We start from the raw sequence: 21,806 nt of genomic DNA, 5'->3' as shown, positions 1-21,806 counted from the left end.
ACCCTTTCACACCGCATAACTCAATAAAATGAAAATCCTTATGCTCTCTTCAGCAAAAAAAGTGACAAGTTATGAAAAAGAGTTAACATTTTCGGCAAATAAATTCGTTATAGTGTATATATCTTTTATTTTGCCCGGAAAAGGAGACCCACCCGTGTTTAAGCTGCTCATTGTGATCCTGCTGTCTATGCTTTTGTCCTCTTCCGTCATGACTTCCGGCCATCCTTCATCGGACCCAGTGAACGAAACCGTACAATCTCGTCCGCTAGCCAGCGCTCCAGAAGACTCATCCGTCCGCTTATATGCCGTTAATCCGTCACAGGGATTATTCCAATCAGCTGTACTGGAAATCGGCCAGCAACGCCGCACATTCCGATGGTCAGGCTCGGCGGATATCTCCACCGCACCACAATTATTTTACAGGGATGTGAACGGGGATGGTGTCCGTGAAGCCGTCGTGATCCTCACGCGTGCCTCGGGAACGGGTGTCGAATTGCAGGAATTGCATATTGTTAACGCACGCACGATGGAAGAATATGCGGTCGAATCGGCAGTAGATGCTGTGTCCCAGCGCGTACATAGCTCAGTGGAGCTACGTGACCACAACCGCCAGGTTCATATTGCTGTCACGATTGACGGTGTTACACACACGATAAACCCTAAAGCATCCGTATTTTACGATGATCCAGCCCAATTTACAAAGTATCTCGATTTTAGCTCTGTCGTAATGTATGATGCTGAACAGCTTCCTCTGCAAGCCACTGTATCTGGCAGTGTATCCCCAACCGAATTTGTAGGGGATTTGGATCTAAAATATGTATACGAGCATGAACGGTTCCGGGTGGGACCTATTGAATTTGAAGCTTCCTCTCCCTTTTGACGACTCTCGCAGAATAAGGTAGCATGGGATTAAATGCTAGACTGGCTGGTTTAGCGATTTTCCGAGTGAAAGAGGGGATCAATCATGTTTACATATGCGTTGGACGAACGCACAGTCCTTCGGCCGCTCACCAAGGAGCATGTGCAGCCTCTGTTTGAGCTGATCGAAATGTCCCGTGACCGCCTGCGTCAATGGCTTCCATGGGTAGACTCTACCACGGAAATCAGCCACACAGAGCAGTTCGTGCAGGGCGCCTTGAAACAAGCCGCAGAGAACGGTAGTCTGACCGCCGGAATTTGGATAGACAACGAGCTTGCTGGCATCATCAGCTACCATGAGATCAATTGGACTCACCGCTCCGTTAGCATCGGATATTGGCTTGGACACGGGTACGAAGGACAAGGTCTAATGACTAGCGCCTGCCGCGTATTCGTTGAATATGCTTTGATGGAGCTGGACTTGCATCGGGTCGAAATCCGTTGCGCAACTACGAACCGCCGCAGCCGCGGTATTCCAGAACGTTTGGGCTTTGTGCTCGAAGGCATTGTACGCGAAGCGGAATTGCTGCCCGACGGCTACATGAACCACGCAGTGTACGGTATGCTCCAAAATGAATGGAAGCAACTACGGTAATATTGTATTGTACAACAACGCCGCAGACCTGATCAGGTCTGCGGCGTTGTTGGTTTAGGCCGGGCATACAACGAATTGCTGTCTGTAGCCTCCCGCCTATTTTAAGAAATAGGCCATTAACACATCATCTACGAATTGGCCTGCTATGTAAAACTCCTCATGCAAACGTCCTTCAATCGCGAAACCGCTTTTTTCATAAAACATAAGGGCTTCCGTGTTGCATGAGAGTACACGCAAACTCAACTTACGTATGCCCTCCGCAGCTGCAATGTCCTTCATGGAGTTCATGAGGGCCGTCCCAATACCTTTGCGATGATAAGCTGGATGTACAGCTATATTTATTTCGAGTACATGACAGTTACTAGCCAACAGCGTTGGAGGACGAAATCCAATATAGCCGCAGAGTACTTCCTGTTCGATGGCAACCAGTTGAGAGCCTGGAGGCGTATTGCGCAGAAACTCTCCACGCGACTTCCAAGACAATGAAGCGGGAGCCGTGCGTTCATTCCATACCAATTCATCCAGCGCGATCAGATCAGGAGCATCCTTCATCTCCGAATGACGTATCGTCAAGGGTTGACTTGTAAACAATTCCTTTCAATCCTTCCTGTGAAGGCTTTCCTGAAGCAATAACTACAACCATCCGTCACTATTGTACCATAATCACAGCATATTACTGCACTTTTATTAGGACTTAAGAACTGGGAGCATCCACCTTGGACGTCGTAGTATCCAAAGTATCCGAATGATGCCGGAAACGGTTCAACCAGCTATGCAAGACGAAAAACAGGATCGACAACACCGCTACGCCTGATGCCAGCCAAAGTGTAGGCGGTAACCCACCGCCATCATACAACTTCCCCATAATATAAGGCCCCATTACCCGTCCGGCTGCGCCAATGCCCCCCACAAGCCCAATGTAAAAGGGTGCACCCCGACCTCCATGATCAGACAGGAATGCTGGAACGGCAGGTGCAATCAGCATTTCTCCCAGGGTCGCCAGAACCATAGCGAATATCATTCCAGTATAGTTCTGTGTGCCCAGCATGACAATATAAGCCGCCAAATAAAATCCTCCGGCCCATGTCATTTGCGCTGAAGCGTGATGAGCGTACAGTCGTTTTATCCAAAAAATAATGGGTTGTGCGGCAAAAATAAGGATACCATTCAGTGTCCATAGTAATCCATACATCGTTTTAGGCAAGCCCTGCTCAATAATATGGGGAGACACTCCTGTATTCCAGATCGAATTCCCGAACCATAAAAAAAGCGAACCTAACCCCACAAAGAGATACAGTCTGGTATCACGAAACAGTAATCGAGCTGGTATTTCCTCTCTTTTTTTCACGGACTTACTGAGCTGCACTTCTCCCTCTTCCCGATCCACCCTGCTTAGATAAGACCAGAAGAACCCGGCAAATACCGCAGAAGTCACTCCGTTCATCACGAAGCTGAGCTGATAGGAAAGGTCAGCCAGAACGCCACTCAATCCCGTACCCACTGCAACCCCAATATTGTTAGCGACATAAATAATATTAAACAGCTCACCACGACGGTCAGCAAAACGAAAACCTACAAAGGCCTGAATCGCAGGCACAGATACGACATTAAAAAAGCCGATAAAGCCCATCATGATGACAAACGCTACCCAATGACCACTGGTAAATGGAAGCGCGAGAAGTCCCAGCGCGTTCATCGCGAGTGAGCCAACAATCAGTTTCTTGGCTCCAATACGGTGATAGAGGGCTCCGCCCAGCACTTGACCAAAAATTCCGCCCAGAGATTGCACTAAAATCGCAATCCCTGCATCTCCCATACTACGGTTTAGCTCGTCAAACACATACATGCTAACCAACGGCCACATCAGGGAACTTCCAGCGGAATTAATCAGACTAGCAACGAGAAACACTTTCACTTCTTTCGGATAAGACTCCAACCATTTCATATCTTTTGTTTCTCCTTTTGCATCTGACACCATAAAAGGCATTATCTCATTGGCGCTTCACATTCACCACCGTTGAGAAGAAAGTAGCCCCCTGTCCCATATCCGACAGTCGATCAGAGGTTAACACATTGGCACGCTGTCTGCGTCCTTTGCCTTCCCACCATAATCCCTGACTAATCACTGTACCGGGCAGCATTAGATCGGTGACTTTCGCTTTCAGCTCATACGTCCCCCGATCATTCCATACGGTAACCGGGTCCCCATCCGCGATGTCCCTTGTCTGAGCATCCTCCGGGTGAATTTGTAGCAAGGGCTCCCGCTCCAGTCGCTGATGCTTGGGCAAGTTAGCGAAAGTAGAATTCAGAAAATTATGGTTTGGCGGTGAAATAAACATTAATGGATACCGCTCGTCCGCTTGCGGTCGATGCTCTCCGTCGTACCCTTCAATCAGCGGCACATAAGAAGGCATCGCGGGCAGACCTGCTTGTTTCATTTTTTCCGAATACAACTCAATCTTGCCTGAAGGCGTGGTTAAACGATCCAAATAAGTAGCCTTTGGCGTCATATCGAGCTTTACAAAAGGTGACTTCTTTAAGGCTTCCAAAGTTACACCGTTGAGATAAGGGTTCGTTGAATTATCAAGCGCGCCCACTATCATGTCCTCTTCACTTTCCGTAAAGGCAGCTTCGTCAAAGCCCATAGCCCGTCCAAGCAGGCTAAATAGCTCATAATTGCTTTTGCTTTCCCCGAGTGGAGCAATGACGGGTTCCTGCATCTGAACATAGTGATGCCAGTAGGATTTATATAGGTCTGTACCTTCAAAGGAAGACGCTGCAGGCAGCACAATATCGGCATAACGGGCCGTATCCGTAAGAAACAGGTCATGAACGACTGTGAACAAATCCTCTCGTCCGAATCCTTCAGTCACCCGTTCCGAATCGGGGGCTACAACTACCGGGTTACTGCAGTATACGAATAACGCCTTAATCGGCTGTTCCTTCTGTAGCAGCGCTTCTCCGATCCGATTCATGTTGATCACCCGTGCATCCGGATTCTGTCGCAGATCAGGACGCGCCAGATTGGCGCCGTTAAACTTGCCATAAGCGCCATTAGAGCGTGACGCTCCCCCGCCGTGCTTCAGCCATTGTCCAGTGAGCGCAGGCAAGCATGTAACCGCACGTACGTTCATACCGCCATTATCATGATGCTGAAGCCCATTGCCGATATTGATATACGCTGCTCGCGCAGTTCCGTACATTTCCGCCAAACGGATGATATCCGCTTCCGGTACGCCGGTAATCCGCGAAACTCGCTCTGGTGTATATGTCTTAACATGCTCGCGCAGTTCCTCATGGCCTACCGTGTAGCGATGTAAAAACTCGTCGTCCGTCAGTCCCTGAGCGAACAGCACATTCATAACACCCAGCGCGAGCGCCGTATCCGTCCCCGGATATAACGGAATGAACCAATCCGCCCATTGCGCCGTCCGGTTGCGATGAACGTCAATAACGACCACCTTAGCACCTTTTTTACGTGCTTTCTCAGCCAAAACGACCTGATGCATGTTCGTGCTAATGACATTTCCACCCCACACAATAATGAGGTCTGCATCCTCCGTGTCCTCCGGGCTGGTGCCGCCCTTAAAACCCATAACGGACGCCCAGCCTTCATTCCCTGCCACGCTACATATCGTCTGATCCAGTTGGCTTGAACCCAGCGCATTAAAAAATCGGCGGTCCATTCCATCCACACTCAATACGCCCATATTGCCATAAAAGCTGTAGGGAAGAATAGATTCCGGTCCGTCCATACGTATCAGCTCCTTGAACCGACCTGTAATGGTATCGACTGCCTCCTCCCAGCTAATACGTTCAAATTTCCCTTCTCCTTTGGGGCCTATACGTTTCAACGGATAGAGCACCCGATCAGGATCATATACCCGCTCCGTCATATTGCGAACTTTGTTACAAATAGCCCCTTTGGTAATAGGATGATCCGGGTTCCCAGTCACCTTGACTATCTTTCCATTTTCCTTGTGAAGTAGGAGCCCACACGTATCCGGGCAATCTAACGGGCATACAGCTGGAAAAATACCGTCCTGCTGCTCCGTCATCCGCTGCCCCATTTGTAAGTCTTGTTGAAGCGTGGCCTCAGGAGGCGCGCTATTACGATGATCCATAGTGTTGATGCTCCTTTCCGTTACCGTTTCCAAAAATTACACTGATCTTATCATATCCACAGCTTTGGCCTATGGCAAGAGAAGGATTTTCCCACACAGCCGCTCTCCAAAATATTAAAAAATCCGTCTGCTGCATAGAGCAAAACGGATTTTTTTAGAATCATAATTTTTTTCAACATCCTGTTTCATCATATCTTACCGAGGGTAAAAGAGATCAAGGCATTATGGGACGAGAGCACACTCATCCTCCATGCCAAATCATGGACCACTCCCAAAAAAATCCGCCATGACAGGTTTCGTTCCCCCGGGCCTGTCATGGCGGATTTGCTTTGTTCATTGCTGTTTAAAGTACCGTAATTAAGCAGGACCACTCAACGGATTTGATGTGCAACCGAAGAAGTAGTTGGAGATTCATTCGCTGGAAGTGCGTTGGTTTGAGGCTTTTTCAAATAGGCCAACCAGTAGGCTCCAGCCACAAACAGGCTACCTCCTACCAAATTCCCCAGCCAGACCGGAATGAAGTTCATAACATAATCTGCCCACGAAAAGTGGCCTGCAAAAATAGCCGCCGGAATGAGAAACATATTGGCAACAACGTGCTGAAATCCAATAGCGACAAAGGCCATTGTTGGAAACCAAATGCCCATAATTTTGCCACCGATAGAGTCTGTGCTATATGCCAGCCATACAGCCAGTGCTACGAGCCAGTTACATCCTATACCCGATATAAAAGACTGCAAAAAGCTTTCATGTAGCTTATGTCCTGCCATATCCACCACTTTGTCCAGATAAGGGCCCGTTTCTGTCAAACCCAGCACATGCCCAAAGAAAAATGCAACGAATAACGCACCTGCAAAATTACTGAGCGTAATAATCGCCAAGTTACGAAGCAAGGCTCCTGTCTTAATCCGTCCTGCCCATCTCGCCAAAGGGACCGCCATCATATTGCCGGTCAGCAATTCTCCGCCGGCGATCAAAACTAATACCAGACCTACGGGGAACACCGCAGCTCCAATAAAGGTGGCAATGCTTCCCCATTCTTTAGGCGCACTTGCAATAACACGTATATCCAGCAAAAAACCGAGTGCAATAAATGCACCTGCCAAAAATCCCAGTACCACCGCCACAGTCCACGGGTTGTTCGCCTTGGCCACTCCTGTTTCCACCGTCTTTTCAGCAATTTGCCCCGGTTTATAGCTCGCCATATGTCCCCGCTCCTTTAATATCTTTTTACTAAAATATTCTTCTTTCATATTTTATTTAAAATCAGTGATTATGTTTGTGAAAAAAATCACTTTCTCAACTATAAAAAAAACAGCCCTTGGAAAAAGGACTGTCTTTCTGTATTATTACATCTACTGCGCTACTACGCGCTTTACATTTAGTTGTATTCTTCCTTTTCAACTGCTCTCAAGAACCAAATAACTCCACCGAGGCCTACCAGGGCCACGACTACAAGAAAAAGGATATAAAACAAATCCATAAGCTACTTACCCCCTAATCCTTATGCTACTCTATATTGTACTATAAGGATTCGTCCGTACGTCTCAGATTGTTGACAAACTTATGAACAATGTCACAGACAAATCTAATTATACAGTAACTGGGTTCCGTTCGGATATTGTAGGCAATGCTTGCAAGCCTGCTGCATTCAGGAAATTCCAAGGCTTGTTATAATGCGGCTGGAAGAAGAAATCGACAAAGGCCAACTGGTCAATGGTCATATGATTTTGAATGGCTACGGATAGTGTGTTAATGGATTGCGTCAAATCCACCTTCGACATAATTTGAGCCCCCAAAATTCTTCGTGTCTCCTGCTCATATACCACTTTCAGTAATACCTTTTCGGAGGTTGGCATAAATTCAGGCCGGTAGCTGTCCTCAATGGTTACAGCTTCTACAGTCATGCCTTCGTCCGTTGCCGCCGCTTCCGTCAAGCCTGTTCCTGCGATATTGTCTTCGTAAATTTTGATACCCGAAGTTCCTTGGGTTCCCATGTAGGCAATCGTTGGTTGTACCAGATTACGTGCTACCAGCGTACCCATACGAACTGCGTTGGTTGCCAAAGGGATATAAGCCGTTTTACCTGTCGGATTATAGCGGATTGCACAACTATCACCTGCTGCAAACACGTCCGGGCAGCTACTTTGCATATAGTTATCCACAATGATCGCACCGTTAGGCAACATATCTACCTGACCTTTGAGCAGATCCGTTTGAGGTCGGAAACCGATGCAGAGAATAACAAGCTCTGTTTCATATTCTCCTTTAGAGGTCACGACTTTACTCACCTTACCGTTCGTACCCTCAAAACGACTCACCGTTTCGCCAAGTACCAGCTTAATGCCATGTTCCTTCAGGGAACTTTCAATCCGGTCTGTATACTCATGGTCCAAATACTTATTCAATATACGATCAGCACTGTCGATCAGCGTTACGTTTTTACCGTTCATTTGGAAAGCTTCTACCAGTTCAACACCAATGTATCCAGCCCCGACGACTGTAATGTTCTGTACGTGCTGGGCTTTCTCAATGATATCATTGGAATGATTATAGTTTTTACAGAGCAAAATATGATCAAGTTCAATGCCCTCCAGCTTTGGAATAATGGGCCATGATCCTGTGGTCACAATCAATTTATCAAATGTGTCTGTAAATTCTTCACCTGTTTGGAGATTACGTGCATGCAGCGTCTTGCCTGCCGTATCCACACTCGTTACCTCGTGAAGCATCTTGGTCACTACACCCAAGTCAGACAGTTGATCTGGAGACGAATAAAACAGGCCGTGTGGATCTTTAACGACACCACCTACATACAGGGCAATACCACAAGATAAAAATGAAATATTATCATTACGCTCGTAAACGGTAATTTCTGCATCTGGATAACATTTAGCTGTGTTGACGATAGCTGCCGTGCCTGCGTGTGTACATCCGATAACTGCTACTTTCATGTAAAATTCCTCCTTGGTGTGTGGGCATAAAATGTATAATAATTGTGAATAGTTTCACGTAAACAGCTCGTTTGCGTTTGTGATTTATTTCACTTCATGCGCTTATTATAGTGTGATATTTTTCACATTACAATAGCTTTTCGTGATATTCACAATTTGTCCACATTTAAAAAAGAAAGGATATACAAAATCAACGGTTTGCTGAAATATTTTTTTGCTCCATTCAGTTTTCCCTGTAAGCCCCCTGATTATGCCCTTGGAATCGACTTTCACATGATGCGCCCCCCTTAAACAAATGCACATGTAGAGAACAAAAAAAGGTCCGTTTCCCGGAGACACGCAGGAAATCAGACCTTTTTAAACATATACTTTGGAGTTAAGGCAAAGCTACTATAACAATTGCTCAATGGCTGCTTTCATCGCTTCTGGTGACTCCTTCGGTTCAAAACGACCCACAGGTACACCTTCACGATTCACAATGAATTTCGTGAAATTCCACTGAATTGTTCCATCTTCCTGTTCTCCAGGCTGTTGCTTTTTCAAATATTCAAACAGAGGCGCTGTATCCGGTCCGTTGACGTCCACTTTGGCGAATACCGGGAAACTAACCCCGTAATTCAGTTGGCAAAATTCAGCCGCTTCCTCGCTGCTGCCCGGCTCCTGACCGCCAAATTGGTTGCAAGGAAAGCCTAATACAACTAATCCCCGATCCTTATATTCATCATAAAGCTTTTGCAAATCCCCATATTGCGGGGTAAGTCCACATTTACTGGCGGTATTCGCAATAACCAGCACCTTACCGGTGTAAGTATCCAGAGAAACCTCCTGATTCGCTGGTGTTACGGCATTATGTGAATAAACAGACATACAGCATCCTCCTTCGTGTCGCTTGGTTTAGGTTACATAACCTATTTTAACCAAAACGTGACGGACATGCCAACATCCGCAGATCCTTTACCGTGATGCCATCACTTCGAGTCTGCGTTCTTCACGTTCGGAAGCGGACATTTTTGGGCAAGCATAACAATACCGCTGGCCTCCACCTGTCTTGTAATATTGGCAACAGGACGGTTTCATGTAGGTATTTTCACCGGGGCGGTAAGGATTGTCCAATTCAATGAGACGAACCGTAAACGGATTTCTTTTACGTCCGAATACCTCTCCCTTCAGCTCACGTGTCACATAAATATAATCTTGTTCAAAGCGCTCCACATCCTGAGGATCAGTCAACGATGGCTGTACTCTATCCTTAAAATACAGCAATGTCAACGGAAACTGTCCCCACATTTGCCCAATAGATGCGCTTCCCACTGCAGCTATTGCCTCCATTATGGGCCGCATCTGCAAACTGTAAAAGTCACGTAACACTTGCTGAGCCTGTTCGGAAGAATGGTCATCCCCATTGTTCCGCGTATTGTCCAGCTCTGTGAGATCGATGACCTGGATGCTAATAGAGGGATATTGACCTTCATAACAAATATGAAATCTGAGATTAGATACGGACAGATCCAAACGGCGTTCACACAGTGACACCATAAAATGCTGTGCAAACACGAGACCACGCAACTGGTTCACAAAATAAACGGCTGCGGTTAAATCGTCTTCAGCACGCAGAAGATCGCCATAATACTCCATCACAGAACGGATCTTCTCTGGTTCAAGCCATTCGGCCACTGGCCCGGAATATACTGCATCCTCCGGCGTGACTCTCACTATTTTCGCTAGTTGCTCAAGCTGATCGTAATCCAGTGGTTTCATGGTATGTCCTCTTTAACCTCTTGCCGCTACTTGTGCTCTAGCATCACGTCGCTCAGCAACAGAACCCACGAGTTTCTTATCTTCCACATTCATTTCTTTTACTGCTTGGCTCACCGCAGGCTGTCCAGCCAAAGCATACGGAAGACAGAGCGGTACACCCGTACGAGGATCTGTTACAATATCCGCCTCGATCCCGAACACCTCACGCAGCACATCAGGGGACATAACCTCTGTTGGAGTTCCTACCGCCTCGGCCTTCCCCTTTTTGATTGCAATCATATGCTGAGCATACCGGGCGGCATGGTTTAAATCATGCACGACCATAACAATGGTGCGCTTCTCCGAAGTATTTAGATACTCTAGCAAATGCAGCACTTCCAGTTGATGTGCCATATCTAAAAATGTCGTCGGCTCATCTAGAAACAAAATATCCGTATCCTGCGCAAGCGCCATAGCAATCCAGGCACGCTGACGCTGACCGCCAGAAAGCTGATCAATCGGACGATCGTGGAACTCGCTCATTCCCGTTACTTGAATGGCCCACTCCACCATTTTGCGATCTTCCGCTTTCATGGAACCAAAACCTTTTTGATAGGGAAAACGTCCGTAAGATACCAGTTCCGTCACGGTTAATCCTTCCGGTGCAGTCGGATTTTGTGGCAAAATAGCCAACTGCTTAGCTACTTCCCGGGTGGATTGCTTATGAATGGATTTACCGTCAAGCAGAACACTGCCGCCCTTAGGATTCATGATGCGAGCCATCGTCTTCAGAATGGTGGACTTACCAGAACCATTTGCGCCCACCAAGGCTGTGATTTTCCCTTGCGGTATTTCTACGTTTAGATCTTCTACAATCAATCGATCTTCATAAGCAATATCCAGATTTGCCGTTTTCAGACGAAACATTTGGAATCATCCCTTTCCCTTATCCAATATATATAGTCACGGGCTTAACGCACGACTTTCATCAAAACTTCATTCTATCTTTATATAATAAAGATATTGATAATCATTATCAAGTGTTAACTGGTTTATTTCCTATATCATACAGTGCATATCATCCAATATTCCCTCAAAAAATTCAAAAAAAGATCACCGCTCCTCGAAGCTGTGATCTTTTTTAAATCCGGCGAATCGCATTATGACTGTATAGAAGACAGTCCAAATGCTTCAGCCATGAGACGTATAGATTTTATTTTGGCATCAAAGTCGTGAATAATGCTCGCAACCATGATCTCCTGTGCATTATAGTCCTTACTTAACTGCTCAATCTGACGCTTCACCTGTTCGGGCGAACCGACCACCATACGTTTGCGATTCTCACGAATCCGCATCCGGTCAAACGGCGTATACGGATACGCCAGTGCCTTTTCGACGGAAGGTGTTCCAGCGGAGCGCATTCCCTGCTCTAATAGAACAAGAGACAAGTCCATACTGGAAGCCAACCGATTCGCCTCCTCTTCGGTATCCGCACAGATCGCAAATACGGCAACAAGCGAACGTGGTTGGTCACTATGCTGGGAAGGCTGGAAGCTTTCCTGGTATTCCTTCATAGCCCCTGTGCCGCCTTCACCATTAATGAACTGCGCAAACGCAAAGCCCACGCCACGCTCGGCTGCCAAACCTGCGCTATCACCACTGGAGCCGAGCAACCACATTTCCGGTACAGTTTCTATAAGCGGCATCGCCTGTAGCGAACCGAAACGGTGATTATTGCCCGTGCTGTCATGTAAATAAGCTAACAGGTCATCCAACTGCTCAGGGTATAGATCTACACCACCTCGCATTTTGCCTTCTTGCAGGGCTCTGGTAGCAATGGGCATGCCTCCGGGCGCTCGTCCCAGGCCTAAATCAATGCGTCCCGGATACAATCCCTCCAGCACACGGAAGTTTTCCGCTACTTTATAAGCGCTGTAATGGGGCAGCATCACACCACCCGACCCCACTCGAATGGTTGAGGTACGTGCGGCCAGATGTGAAATCAGTACCTCCGGACTGGAGCCTGCGAGATTTGCGGCAGAATGATGCTCTGATACCCAAAAGCGATGATAACCCAAGCGTTCCGCCTCTATAGCAAGCTCAGCGGTCTTTTGTAATGCTTGTGCATGCGTCATGCCTTCCGATACCGGAGATTGGTCAAGAATGCTGAGTTTTATCATAAAAGTCTGACCTTTCTATTTGGGAATAAGGATAGGCATTAATTATAGCACGCGTAGCCACAGTTACCCAAGAGGGGCCCATATCAATTTTATAGTGGGAAATTTTATTTTTCGTAAAGACTTGCGTTCCCTTTATCCGCCTCATAGAGATGCGAACGTTTTTTAAAGAAACTATACAAATGTGTAACGATTACTTTCAAGACAGCATACCCCGGAACCGCCAGTACAATTCCCACCACACCAAACAAATTGCCTGCGGTCAGAATAACGAAGATAATCGTGATCGGATGTACCCGAAGAGATTTGCCCATAATTTGTGGAGAAATTAATTTACCCTCAATGAGCTGTACGACCGTCCACACGATAACCATCTTGAGCAGCATAATCGGTGAGGTGACCAAGGCTACAATTAACGCAGGTGTAATGGCAATGACGGGACCTAAGTAGGGGACAACGCTCGTAAAGGATGCAATGACTGCAAGCGTCAGAGAGTAGTCTAATCCAATGATTAGGTAACCAATATACAACAGCGCCCCAATACAGAAGCTGACAATAATCTGCCCACGAATATAGGAACTGACCTGATGATTCATCTCGGTCATAATGCGATCTGTTTCTTTACGAAACATAGGCGGGAGCATTTTCAGGATAAACTGTGGCAGCTTGTGTCCATCTTTTAGCAAGTAGAACAGAATAAATGGAACCGTGGCAATCGCAAGTACCGTTTCTGTAACCACGCCCAAAAAGCTGCCCACACCCGTCCATGCATTATTAATAAAGCTAGATAACTTTTCAGAAGCTTTGGAGGCCAGCTCAGATGGATTAATTTGAATGGTGTTCTGGAACTGGTTTACAAAATCGCTGCCGATCAGTTTCTCAAATTGTCGTTGTACTTGCTCGCTATAGTCAGGGAAATTCTGGATAAGCCCCTGTATTTGATCACGGATTACAGGTACCACCGATGTAACTACAATCGCAATAACCCCTATAATAAGCAAAAACAGTACAACAATGGAGTATACTCGTTTCACCTTGTTACGCTCCAATACATCAACCAACGGGTTGAACAGATAGTACAACACGCCGGATAAAATGACAGGGAGAATTATCGTTTTTAACAGCACCATGACAGGTGTGAATATGTATGAAATTTTGGTAAGCACCAAGATATTCAAGCCGATCAGCAGCAGTACCAGCAGGAATAACACAAACTTGTTGTTCAGAAAAAACTTCTTGAATCGGTCTTTCCATGCCGGAGTTATTTCCACACCACATTCCCCTTCTCTTTATACAAATGAGTAGACGTTCTTCATAGATACGATATATTTTTGGAACAAAATATACAAGGTTATACCCAAATAAACACAAAAGCAAACAAAGTTGTACGTCATCGTACGAACTTCGCTTGCTTTCGAGGGTTATGGAGTATCATTTATCGTGGTTGCAGCATCCACCGTCGTGGTCACAGGTTTGTTCTCCTGTTCAAAAAGATTCTGTATGAAGCGCTTGAGCTTTCTTTCGTCTACACCCAACACCTGCGCACCCTTAATGGTTTCCCCGCGCACCAATTCATTCGGCGGGATTTGCTGCTTCGCTACTGTTGTTGCATCGATATTAAAGCCCAATGAAGCCAATTGCAGCATTTCCGTAGTGCTGAGATTCGTTTCAATATAAGGAGAAATGCTATTTAGAATACTCGGCAGTTTAATTAGAGATGAGGTTGACTGAATTTTACCGCCAAGCTCGGTAATAAATTTGCGTTGCCGCTCCGTACGCGTAAAATCGGAAGTTGCATCATGACGGAAGCGTACATATTGCAAGGCTGTTTTACCGTCCATGTGCTGCATTCCCTTTTTCAAATCAATATCAAACTGGTGTTTATCTGCCTTGGAGGTATAGTGCATATCTTTTTCGACATCCAGGTCCATACCACCCACAGAATCAACCAGCGCAATAAAGCCATTAAAATCAGTATATACATAATATTGAATCGGTATGCCCAGCAGGTCGCTCACGGTCTGTCTGGTCAAATCCGGTCCACCGTAGGAAAAAGCAGCATTCAATCGACTTTGCCCATGACCTGGGATATTGACGTACGTATCACGAAGAATCGACATAAGTGTAGCCTTTTTCGTAACCGGATCAATAGAAGCAACCATAACGGAGTCAGAACGCCCTGAATCCTCTCCACGGGAGTCGCCGCCTAGCAGCAGAATATTCACTCTTTCTGTCCCATCCCATTCCGGTGGGAGCGATACCTCTACAGGTTGTACATTGGTTTGAGTTTGTGCCTGCGGTTTGAATTTCGAATCCTGTCCGGAAGCAACCGAAATTTGATTCGTAAAATGATAAATAGAATACGTATAATAACCGCCCACTAAAAGAACCGCTGCAGTCACAGAAATGCCTAACCATTTTAAAAATTTTCGCATATTTTCGGGTAACCTCGCTTTTATTCATCATCGTTCGGCTTTTAAAAGCATACCCTTCCTGCAAGTTATCTGTCAATTTGTGTCGTCTGTTCTAGTGGTCGTCCGCATACCATGGATTCAAATGGACAAGCACCTCATAAACCCGCGGTTCCCGCTTCATAACAGCCCCCTTAATCAGTCGGATAATATCGTGTCCCTGCTGAATCGTCAAAGAGGCATCCACTGAAGCGCGGATATCCACGATGATATAATGGCCGTGCTCACGGGCACGGATACGGTCAATACGTTGAACCTCGGCTACACTCAGCGCGGCTGCGGCGTAGCTTTCAATTTCCTCCGTTGCAATCGCTTTTTCCATAAGCACATCTATGGATTCACGGCCCATTTCCCACGCCAATTTCAGAACTAGCAATGCCACTACGAATCCCGCAATAGGGTCGCCGTAAGATAAGATTGAAATGCTCCAGTGCTCCCCAATTAGCCCTAAGCCGATACCCAGTACAGCAGCCCCAGAGGCGTACACATCAGCGAGATGATCTTTTGCCGTTGCAATAAGACCCTGACTATTGGCCGCTCTCCCGATACGAATCGTGTAAATATACAGCCACTGTTTCCAGAGCAAGGAAATAATGGCGGCCACCAAAGCCAGTATATGCTCCTGTGGCATCGGTTCGAACAGTGCTGCAATGGAATGATAGCCGATAAATATGCCCGCTCCAAACAATATGACCGCCACCACGCTTGCACCGATCACTTCTGCTTTGCCGTGACCATAAGGATGATCCTCATCCGGCGGCTGGCTGGATATGCGCATCGCTCCCAGTGCCGTCGCAGAGGCAATCACATCTCCGGCATTATGCACACCATCGGCTACCAGCACCTTACTGTTGAACATAAGTCCTGTAATAATCTTAATGCCGGTTAATAGGATGTTGCTAATCAGGCTGATCCATGCTGAGACCATGGCGCGCTTGCCCATATCCTGTTCCTGCATGATGTATAACCCCTCCAAATTTATCTTTTGAAAAATGTAACCTAAACGCTAATCGTATATTTCAAGGTAGCTCCGCTACTCATGTCATCTTATGGTGCCGCTCCTTCAGCGGTATGGATGAAGATTACAATAGCCCCGGAAGATGAGCCTCCCCGGGGCTATTATGATAACCATAGTGGAGCATTCTATGAGAATACTCCTGTTTTAACTATCTGGACCGTCCGCGACGGCCTCCTTGTCCTTGACCACCACGCGGGCCGCCTTTGGCTTGTCCACCGCGGCCACCTTGGCCTCCGCGCGCGGAACCGCCGCTGCTGCGGTCATATCCGCTGCGCTCGCTGCTTTGTCCTGCCGAGCGGCCCTGACCTCCGCGCGCGGAACCGCCGCTGCTGCGGTCATATCCGCCACGCTCGCTGCTTTGTCCTGCCGAGCGGACCTGACCTCCGCGTGCGGAACCGCCGCTACTGCGATCATATCCGCCACGCTCGCTGCTTTGTCCTGCCGAGCGGCCCTGACCTCCGCGTGCGGAACCGCCGCTACTGCGGTCATACCCGCCACGCTCGCTGCTGCCGCGGCTAGAGCGGCGTTCGCCGCCTATGGCATCACGACGGCCCGCCTGTTCGCGGCCGCTGCCCCGGCGCCCACCGCCAGAGTCGTTGCCGCCGTAGGAACGACGGTCGTTTCTGCCCGAACGGCGTTCTCGACCCTGCCGATCAGCCGTATCGGAAGCAGGTCTACGCTGTCCGCCGCCCTCACTGCTGGTGAATGTGACACCAGCAACTCTTTGGATGTTCCGAAGCTCTGGAACATCCCTTGGCGTAGCGAGCGTCACCGCCACGCCTTTGCCTCCGGCACGGCCGGTACGCCCGATGCGGTGGATGTAGCTTTCGGCATCCTGCGGCATGTCATAGTTAAAGACATGCGTGACGCCTTCTACATCCAAGCCGCGTGCAGCTACATCAGTCGCTACGAGCAATTGGAGTTTCGCTTCCCGGAACGCCTTCATCACTTGCTCCCGCTTGTTCTGGGACAAATCTCCGTGAAGCTCACCGCTCTCGAAGCCCATCTCTTGCAGCTCTTCGTTCAGTTTGGCAGCCCGGCGCTTCGTACGGCAGAAAATAACAGCCAAGTACGGACGATCTGTATTCAGCATATCCACTAATGCCTGTTGCTTACCACGGTCTGTTGTTTGCACAACGACCTGACGGATTTGGCTCACCGGAACGGAAGAAGCGGATTTCACTTTGACATCTACGGGTTCGTTCATATATACACGAGCCAGCTTGCGAATACCGGCTGGCATCGTAGCGGAAAACAGCATCGTCTGTCTCCGGTAAGGAACCTCCTGAAGAATCGTCTCCACATCGTTCAAAAAGCCCATGTGTAACATTTGGTCAGCTTCGTCCAGGACCAGCATTTTAATGCCACCCAGATCCAGCGTGCCACGTCTCAGGTGGTCCAGCAGTCGCCCAGGTGTACCAATAATCAGTTGTGCGCCGCCTTTCAGTTTACGAAGCTGACGCTCTACGTCCTGTCCTCCATATACAGCCAGTAATGAAAGGTTCGGCTCCGTAGCAGCCAAGCATTTTGCTTCCTCCGTAATCTGGAGCGCCAGTTCACGCGTAGGTGCAATCACGAGCGCCTGTGGGTGTCGCTTATCCAAATTCAGCTTTTGTAGAATCGGCAGTAAAAACGCAAGCGTCTTCCCGGTTCCCGTATGTGCCTCGGCGATAACATCCTGACCTTCCATCAACAGTGGAATCGACTCCTGCTGTACAGGGGTTGGGGATGAAATTCCCTGTTCTTTCAAGGCTTCTACCCAATGCTGCTCTACGCCTAATGCTGCAAAATTCTTCAAGTGGTATTCACTTCCCTTATCTGTATTCAATATGTGTCACGTAAAATAGGTTCATGTGCCATATGACATCTATCGTTCCATAGTTCAGAATTCCCATTTTTGTATCGGTTCTCATTCTACCCTTTTCAGGAAGGGAGCTTATCCGTTATCGTTGAATCTGTTCATGTAACCAACATACGGCCGCCATGCGGCTCAGGCCCGTTCCATGTATGACTTTCCTAGTATACGCGAAGTTGAACTGGTTTCCAAACGATTTTAATGAACAGTACCACAGTCAATGTAAAAGGTGAATTCGATCTTCATGTCATATATTATGGTATAAGAATTGGTAATTCCGTCATATACCAAAGGGACAACGCCGGAAGTGTACACATTCTTTTGTCCAATGACCCCATGTGCCAATCTTCTAATCATTGCGGCATGCTCGTTTCAATCCGTCAGGACGTTTATGAAAATATCGACCAAGCCATCGTCGAAGACGTTATGATGAAGCTGAGCCAGTGGTTAAAGGCACACAAGCTGCTACACAGTCCGCGTAACTTTTATGCTGGCAGTAAAGCACGCGCTATTATGGATATTGTTCCATTTATGCTCGAACAGGATACACCGGATATGAAGTATGTTTTTCAATCGTGGGCTCCGTTCCCTTTACCACACACTTAAACAATCCGCCATACCATTAACCCTAGGAGGCTGCAATTTATGCAAATTCAAGTTCAAAAGGTTGAAAAAAAAGAGAACGAATATCTCATTCATTATCAAGCCGGGGGAGCGTTGCCGTTCGTTCCGCATGATATTGTTCTGATCCATGGCAAACAGTATTTTATAGGCACGATTTTGAAAGTAGAGCCGGAACAAGCCCTTGTACGTATCAATCCAGAATATGAAGACCAACTGGCAGGGTCCATCGGACTGGAACTGGCTTTCTCTCCAACCGTTTCTATTCAAGGTGCAGACAGCATTGTTGAAAAGCTCGGCTATTTTCCTCCCTTTCATTATGACCGAATTACGGCTGCTAATATGACGAAAGACCAGATTACACTGACGATCGAGCTATCCTACGCTAGCGTGCTTGTCCCTAGATCACCGGATCTGGAGCCTTCGGCTGAGGCACCTGTAATCCCTGAAGCTCCAGCAAAAGACGTCCCACGCTATGCAGTGACTTTTACATTTCTGGAAACCAAAGAACATGTATTAACTCCTGTAGAAACAGAAAACATCATCTTACAGCTTGATTTCCGCTATGAAGAAGCAGACATGGTCGTTGATATCGATGCCTTGTCGGGACTGTCAGGTAGCTTTCTGTGCAGAGGTATCCGCGCAGAGATTAAGGAACTGAATGAATAAACAGGAGGCTCGCGAGCTGCGGACCGGAAGAAGCTTTATCGAACTACAGACATGAGAGTTGATCCGCAGTGATACATATATCTTAGTCAAGGGGGCCGCTTTTGCACTGCTTCGCGCACATAAAAGCATGCCTTTCGCACAACATGCTCTGAAGCAATTATTGCAGCATGAGGAATTCGGTGCATCTGCCAAACGGGAGCTGTCCACATCATCGACATCCAAAGGAGAATCACTCTACTTATGCGTGTAAGAATATTTATATTCATATTGATTATCGGAATTATATGTGTGCCTGCCTATTTCATTATGAGCAGCTTTGGATTATTTCAAAATGAAAAGGTGCTTGTACATTACAAGCTTGCCATTGAGGTAAAGGATAAAAAGTATGATGCCTGGCCTTTAATCAGCAGCTATACCGCTATAGATAAAAAAGGGGACAATCGTCAGCTCTACTATCAGGCGAAGGGCTCGGGCATAGAGTATCTGTTTCAACTAGCCTACGGACACTATGAACTCCGACCCTCCAAGGAAAATCCTTTCCTCGACGGGGGAGTCCACTACACCATGGACCATCCTGAGTATGTGCGTGAGGAAAAGCAGTATGAGAATGCTAACGACTACACGGAATTAACCCATTATTACAATCAGCAGGAACAGATTATTTATACCTATAATCCCGAAGCCAAGCTCGATAAAACATACGTCCATTCCATCATCACCGCTGGGATGACTCGTACAACCGGTAGATCAAGCCGTGCGGTAAAGGATGACTATATCAATATCAGTAAGCTGTTTAAGGACAAGCTGGGAGTGAATGTGAAGGTAGATGTGGATGAGAACAATAAAATCGTCACCTTATCTATGACATGATCTCACAAATGATGCACCGCTAGCGATTAATAATGAATTTCTGGATGAAATCAATCATGTCGAGAACGCTTTGTTGATTGGTGCAGATGCGGGCGACAATTTTTACGTTCTGATATGTAATGAATACACCCCGTATGTGTACTACTGGGACCGCACACATCTTCATGCTTATGATGACAAACTGAACTATGATATTGCAGAGCAGGACCAATGTGGACATTTGTATCTGGTGGCAACAGACTTTACAACGTTTTTTAACCAGGTAATTGAACGACTCAACGAGCAGAGAGGGAGGCCTACTGATGACAGAAATACATAATCCTAAATGTGGACCGGCTTATTTGGAAGGTTGGGTTGTACCCGAAAACCCGGAGGCATGGGTCGAGCAGGAGTGGACAGGTAAGCTCTGTTCACAGGCCGGACATACGAAATTCCACATTTTTTATTATGGAGAGCTTATGGACGAGCTAATCGCTGTAACTGAATTTGCACCCCAGCTCATTATTGCAGAAGATGCAGTCACAGGTGAACAGATCGTGATTTTTGACGGAACCCGCCATGGTTACGATGCTCTGCTATGCGAAGTGTATACCAAGGAACAGCAGAACAATCGCACTCCCCTGCTGCCCTATCTGGACGAAGATGGTGAAGATACTTTCGAGGTAAGCTTGACCGCTTTTTATAATGTGGATTGGGATGACGAGTTTGCAGACGATGTGGATGAGAATGGACAGTTAGAGCTGATCAACGGCGAACGATGCGATTTTGAAGATGTGAAGCGGAACGGCTATGATGCGATCAGCATTACGATTACCAGCGCTAAAGGTCTAAAAACAGAGATCATTCAGGAAGAGCTGGCCTGACGATGGTGTTCAAAAGAATCAAACATCGGGAAGGCGATATTTTTGTTATTCCCACGCATGACGGCCGATTTGCGGTATGTCAGGTGATCTGCGCACTGTATGGTAGATTCAAAAAAGCGTTGTTAAAAAGGCTCGAATGTATAAGGGAATGGTGTACGATCTGTGCCCAATACCGACTTTACGCGCTCTTCATCCACCAACGCTTCGACGAGGCTATACAAATCCGAGGCTGCATACCGAAAATTGCCCCATGTGCGTAGATTCAAAGCATAGATTGGGAATTCTCCCCGTTCATCAGGCGATTGAATATCCCAAATCAGCAGGTCATTCCCTTCACTGGAAGCGAAGGGAACCGCATGCTCCAAAAGTTCTGGAAAGCCATCTGGCTCCAGCGCCGCTTCTTGTAAAACCTCTTCCGATTCGAGTAAATCATCAAACCAGGCCCGCCAGTCATGATAACGATGAAGCCATGAATCCGGGTGATCGCCAAGAGGAATATGAATGTTCCATAAGCCGCATAGTCGCCCGTAACCAAGAGTTTTGACATAATCTATATAAGAAGGCGGAAAACCCATACCATTTTCAAAACGATGTTCTATTAGAAAAGCCTCATCATAATAAGCCTGAAACTGCGGACGTTGCAGCCCTGTAAAAATGCTCATGTTCGCCCTCTCCTTTTGCACGTCCTATTCACCTTTTCACCCTTCGGTGCATTGAAAAGGCCATTTTCAAGTGTTAAAATGGGAATAAGATGTATATTCTAAAAAAAGAGTGAAGATGCGCCAACATCCTCACTCTTTGGCAACAGCCGCTTTTAAGGGCGGTAGCCGTGTCAAAGGATGATCATTGAAATAGACCGCTTGCCTTTGTCGAGGGCGGTCTATTTCTTTTTATGGAAGGAAAGAATCAGGACCGTCACCTCCTTTACAGGAGA

General features: G+C 47.0%; 22 protein-coding genes and 1 pseudogene. 9 read left to right on the top strand and 14 right to left on the bottom strand.

The window, feature by feature from the left end:
* Positions 1-154 precede the first annotated feature (154 nt).
* Positions 155-880: a hypothetical protein gene (locus ACL9RM_RS02360; protein WP_039271598.1), complete on the top strand. Its 726-nt coding sequence runs from the start codon at positions 155-157 to the stop codon at positions 878-880.
* Positions 881-964: 84 nt separating this feature from the next.
* On the top strand, positions 965-1,513 hold the full coding sequence (locus ACL9RM_RS02355) for a GNAT family N-acetyltransferase (RefSeq protein WP_028540721.1): 549 nt from the start codon (positions 965-967) through the stop codon (positions 1,511-1,513).
* Positions 1,514-1,609: 96 nt separating this feature from the next.
* On the opposite strand, the gene ACL9RM_RS02350 is transcribed toward ACL9RM_RS02355, so the two are convergent.
* The 13 genes from ACL9RM_RS02350 to ACL9RM_RS02290 all read right to left on the bottom strand — a co-directional run bounded on the left by ACL9RM_RS02350 (position 1,610) and on the right by ACL9RM_RS02290 (position 17,792).
* Positions 1,610-2,104: a GNAT family N-acetyltransferase gene (locus ACL9RM_RS02350; RefSeq protein ID WP_039271600.1), complete on the bottom strand. Its 495-nt coding sequence runs from the start codon at positions 2,102-2,104 to the stop codon at positions 1,610-1,612.
* A gap of 103 nt (positions 2,105-2,207) precedes the next feature.
* On the bottom strand, positions 2,208-3,458 hold the full coding sequence (locus ACL9RM_RS02345; protein ID WP_069290563.1) for an MFS transporter: 1,251 nt from the start codon (positions 3,456-3,458) through the stop codon (positions 2,208-2,210).
* A gap of 46 nt (positions 3,459-3,504) precedes the next feature.
* Positions 3,505-5,637, bottom strand: a complete 2,133-nt coding sequence (locus ACL9RM_RS02340) for a molybdopterin-containing oxidoreductase family protein (RefSeq protein WP_414126176.1) — start codon at positions 5,635-5,637, stop codon at positions 3,505-3,507.
* Between the two features lie 371 nt (positions 5,638-6,008).
* Entirely contained in the window at positions 6,009-6,842 is an 834-nt protein-coding gene (locus ACL9RM_RS02335) for a formate/nitrite transporter family protein (protein WP_155765235.1), read from the bottom strand.
* A gap of 387 nt (positions 6,843-7,229) precedes the next feature.
* Positions 7,230-8,591 (bottom strand): FAD-dependent oxidoreductase, encoded by a 1,362-nt coding sequence (locus ACL9RM_RS02330; RefSeq protein ID WP_069290565.1) that lies wholly within the window; start codon positions 8,589-8,591, stop codon positions 7,230-7,232.
* Positions 8,592-8,981: 390 nt separating this feature from the next.
* Complete coding sequence (locus ACL9RM_RS02325; RefSeq protein ID WP_039271605.1) at positions 8,982-9,458, bottom strand: glutathione peroxidase; 477 nt, start codon at positions 9,456-9,458, stop codon at positions 8,982-8,984.
* Positions 9,459-9,545: 87 nt separating this feature from the next.
* Complete coding sequence (locus tag ACL9RM_RS02320) at positions 9,546-10,349, bottom strand: hypothetical protein (RefSeq protein ID WP_250266839.1); 804 nt, start codon at positions 10,347-10,349, stop codon at positions 9,546-9,548.
* A 12-nt stretch (positions 10,350-10,361) separates the two neighbouring features.
* Positions 10,362-11,255 carry an ABC transporter ATP-binding protein gene (locus ACL9RM_RS02315; protein ID WP_039271609.1) on the bottom strand — a complete coding sequence of 298 codons (894 nt, stop codon included), beginning with the start codon at positions 11,253-11,255 and terminating at the stop codon, positions 10,362-10,364.
* A gap of 233 nt (positions 11,256-11,488) precedes the next feature.
* Positions 11,489-12,508, bottom strand: a complete 1,020-nt coding sequence (locus ACL9RM_RS02310) for an LLM class flavin-dependent oxidoreductase (protein ID WP_250266840.1) — start codon at positions 12,506-12,508, stop codon at positions 11,489-11,491.
* A 104-nt stretch (positions 12,509-12,612) separates the two neighbouring features.
* Positions 12,613-13,776 carry an AI-2E family transporter gene (locus tag ACL9RM_RS02305; RefSeq protein ID WP_250266841.1) on the bottom strand — a complete coding sequence of 388 codons (1,164 nt, stop codon included), beginning with the start codon at positions 13,774-13,776 and terminating at the stop codon, positions 12,613-12,615.
* Between the two features lie 150 nt (positions 13,777-13,926).
* Positions 13,927-14,940 (bottom strand): LCP family protein, encoded by a 1,014-nt coding sequence (locus ACL9RM_RS02300; protein WP_165177805.1) that lies wholly within the window; start codon positions 14,938-14,940, stop codon positions 13,927-13,929.
* A gap of 91 nt (positions 14,941-15,031) precedes the next feature.
* Positions 15,032-15,934: a cation diffusion facilitator family transporter gene (locus tag ACL9RM_RS02295; RefSeq protein ID WP_013312377.1), complete on the bottom strand. Its 903-nt coding sequence runs from the start codon at positions 15,932-15,934 to the stop codon at positions 15,032-15,034.
* A 208-nt stretch (positions 15,935-16,142) separates the two neighbouring features.
* On the bottom strand, positions 16,143-17,792 hold the full coding sequence (locus tag ACL9RM_RS02290) for a DEAD/DEAH box helicase (protein ID WP_250266843.1): 1,650 nt from the start codon (positions 17,790-17,792) through the stop codon (positions 16,143-16,145).
* A gap of 393 nt (positions 17,793-18,185) precedes the next feature.
* Between ACL9RM_RS02290 and ACL9RM_RS02285 the strand changes: the two genes are divergently transcribed.
* From ACL9RM_RS02285 to ACL9RM_RS02255, 7 genes and pseudogenes are all read left to right on the top strand, one after another.
* Entirely contained in the window at positions 18,186-18,455 is a 270-nt protein-coding gene (locus tag ACL9RM_RS02285; protein WP_422759354.1) for a hypothetical protein, read from the top strand.
* 39 nt (positions 18,456-18,494) lie between these two features.
* Positions 18,495-19,139 (top strand): immunity 50 family protein, encoded by a 645-nt coding sequence (locus tag ACL9RM_RS02280; protein WP_250266845.1) that lies wholly within the window; start codon positions 18,495-18,497, stop codon positions 19,137-19,139.
* A gap of 58 nt (positions 19,140-19,197) precedes the next feature.
* A complete protein-coding gene (locus ACL9RM_RS02275; protein WP_422759353.1) occupies positions 19,198-19,389 on the top strand; it encodes a hypothetical protein in 192 nt (63 codons plus the stop codon).
* Entirely contained in the window at positions 19,380-20,009 is a 630-nt protein-coding gene (locus ACL9RM_RS02270) for a hypothetical protein (protein WP_250266846.1), read from the top strand. Before ACL9RM_RS02275 ends, ACL9RM_RS02270 begins: the two co-directional genes overlap by 10 nt.
* Positions 20,010-20,082: 73 nt before the next feature.
* Entirely contained in the window at positions 20,083-20,328 is a 246-nt protein-coding gene (locus ACL9RM_RS02265) for a hypothetical protein (RefSeq protein WP_069290571.1), read from the top strand.
* Positions 20,312-20,872, top strand: coding sequence for a hypothetical protein (locus tag ACL9RM_RS02260; RefSeq protein ID WP_069290572.1), 561 nt, complete (start codon positions 20,312-20,314; stop codon positions 20,870-20,872). Before ACL9RM_RS02265 ends, ACL9RM_RS02260 begins: the two co-directional genes overlap by 17 nt.
* 2 nt (positions 20,873-20,874) lie before the next feature.
* Positions 20,875-20,991, top strand: a pseudogene (locus tag ACL9RM_RS02255) (Imm26 family immunity protein); the annotation flags it as partial.
* A 3-nt stretch (positions 20,992-20,994) separates the two neighbouring features.
* On the opposite strand, the gene ACL9RM_RS02250 reads toward ACL9RM_RS02255, so the two are convergent.
* Positions 20,995-21,534: a hypothetical protein gene (locus tag ACL9RM_RS02250; protein ID WP_250266847.1), complete on the bottom strand. Its 540-nt coding sequence runs from the start codon at positions 21,532-21,534 to the stop codon at positions 20,995-20,997.
* Positions 21,535-21,806: the final 272 nt, after the last annotated feature.

Source organism: Paenibacillus sp. S29, assembly GCF_049319765.1.
Classification (GTDB): domain Bacteria; phylum Bacillota; class Bacilli; order Paenibacillales; family Paenibacillaceae; genus Paenibacillus; species Paenibacillus polymyxa_B.
The sequence above is the reverse complement of the archived record's forward strand: the minus strand, read 5'-3'. Positions and strand labels throughout refer to the sequence as shown.

Coding starts and splice junctions, on each gene's coding strand:
- ACL9RM_RS02335 (WP_155765235.1), bottom strand. CDS start 6,842: ATGGCGAGCTATAAACCGGGGCAAATTGCTGAAAAGACGGTGGAAACA.
- ACL9RM_RS02285 (WP_422759354.1), top strand. CDS start 18,186: ATGTGCCAATCTTCTAATCATTGCGGCATGCTCGTTTCAATCCGTCAG.
- ACL9RM_RS02280 (WP_250266845.1), top strand. CDS start 18,495: ATGCAAATTCAAGTTCAAAAGGTTGAAAAAAAAGAGAACGAATATCTC.
- ACL9RM_RS02330 (WP_069290565.1), bottom strand. CDS start 8,591: ATGAAAGTAGCAGTTATCGGATGTACACACGCAGGCACGGCAGCTATC.
- ACL9RM_RS02300 (WP_165177805.1), bottom strand. CDS start 14,940: ATGCGAAAATTTTTAAAATGGTTAGGCATTTCTGTGACTGCAGCGGTT.
- ACL9RM_RS02310 (WP_250266840.1), bottom strand. CDS start 12,508: ATGATAAAACTCAGCATTCTTGACCAATCTCCGGTATCGGAAGGCATG.
- ACL9RM_RS02345 (WP_069290563.1), bottom strand. CDS start 3,458: ATGAAATGGTTGGAGTCTTATCCGAAAGAAGTGAAAGTGTTTCTCGTT.
- ACL9RM_RS02260 (WP_069290572.1), top strand. CDS start 20,312: ATGACAGAAATACATAATCCTAAATGTGGACCGGCTTATTTGGAAGGT.
- ACL9RM_RS02320 (WP_250266839.1), bottom strand. CDS start 10,349: ATGAAACCACTGGATTACGATCAGCTTGAGCAACTAGCGAAAATAGTG.
- ACL9RM_RS02340 (WP_414126176.1), bottom strand. CDS start 5,637: ATGGATCATCGTAATAGCGCGCCTCCTGAGGCCACGCTTCAACAAGAC.
- ACL9RM_RS02355 (WP_028540721.1), top strand. CDS start 965: ATGTTTACATATGCGTTGGACGAACGCACAGTCCTTCGGCCGCTCACC.
- ACL9RM_RS02270 (WP_250266846.1), top strand. CDS start 19,380: ATGCGTGTAAGAATATTTATATTCATATTGATTATCGGAATTATATGT.
- ACL9RM_RS02315 (WP_039271609.1), bottom strand. CDS start 11,255: ATGTTTCGTCTGAAAACGGCAAATCTGGATATTGCTTATGAAGATCGA.
- ACL9RM_RS02295 (WP_013312377.1), bottom strand. CDS start 15,934: ATGCAGGAACAGGATATGGGCAAGCGCGCCATGGTCTCAGCATGGATC.
- ACL9RM_RS02250 (WP_250266847.1), bottom strand. CDS start 21,534: ATGAGCATTTTTACAGGGCTGCAACGTCCGCAGTTTCAGGCTTATTAT.
- ACL9RM_RS02325 (WP_039271605.1), bottom strand. CDS start 9,458: ATGTCTGTTTATTCACATAATGCCGTAACACCAGCGAATCAGGAGGTT.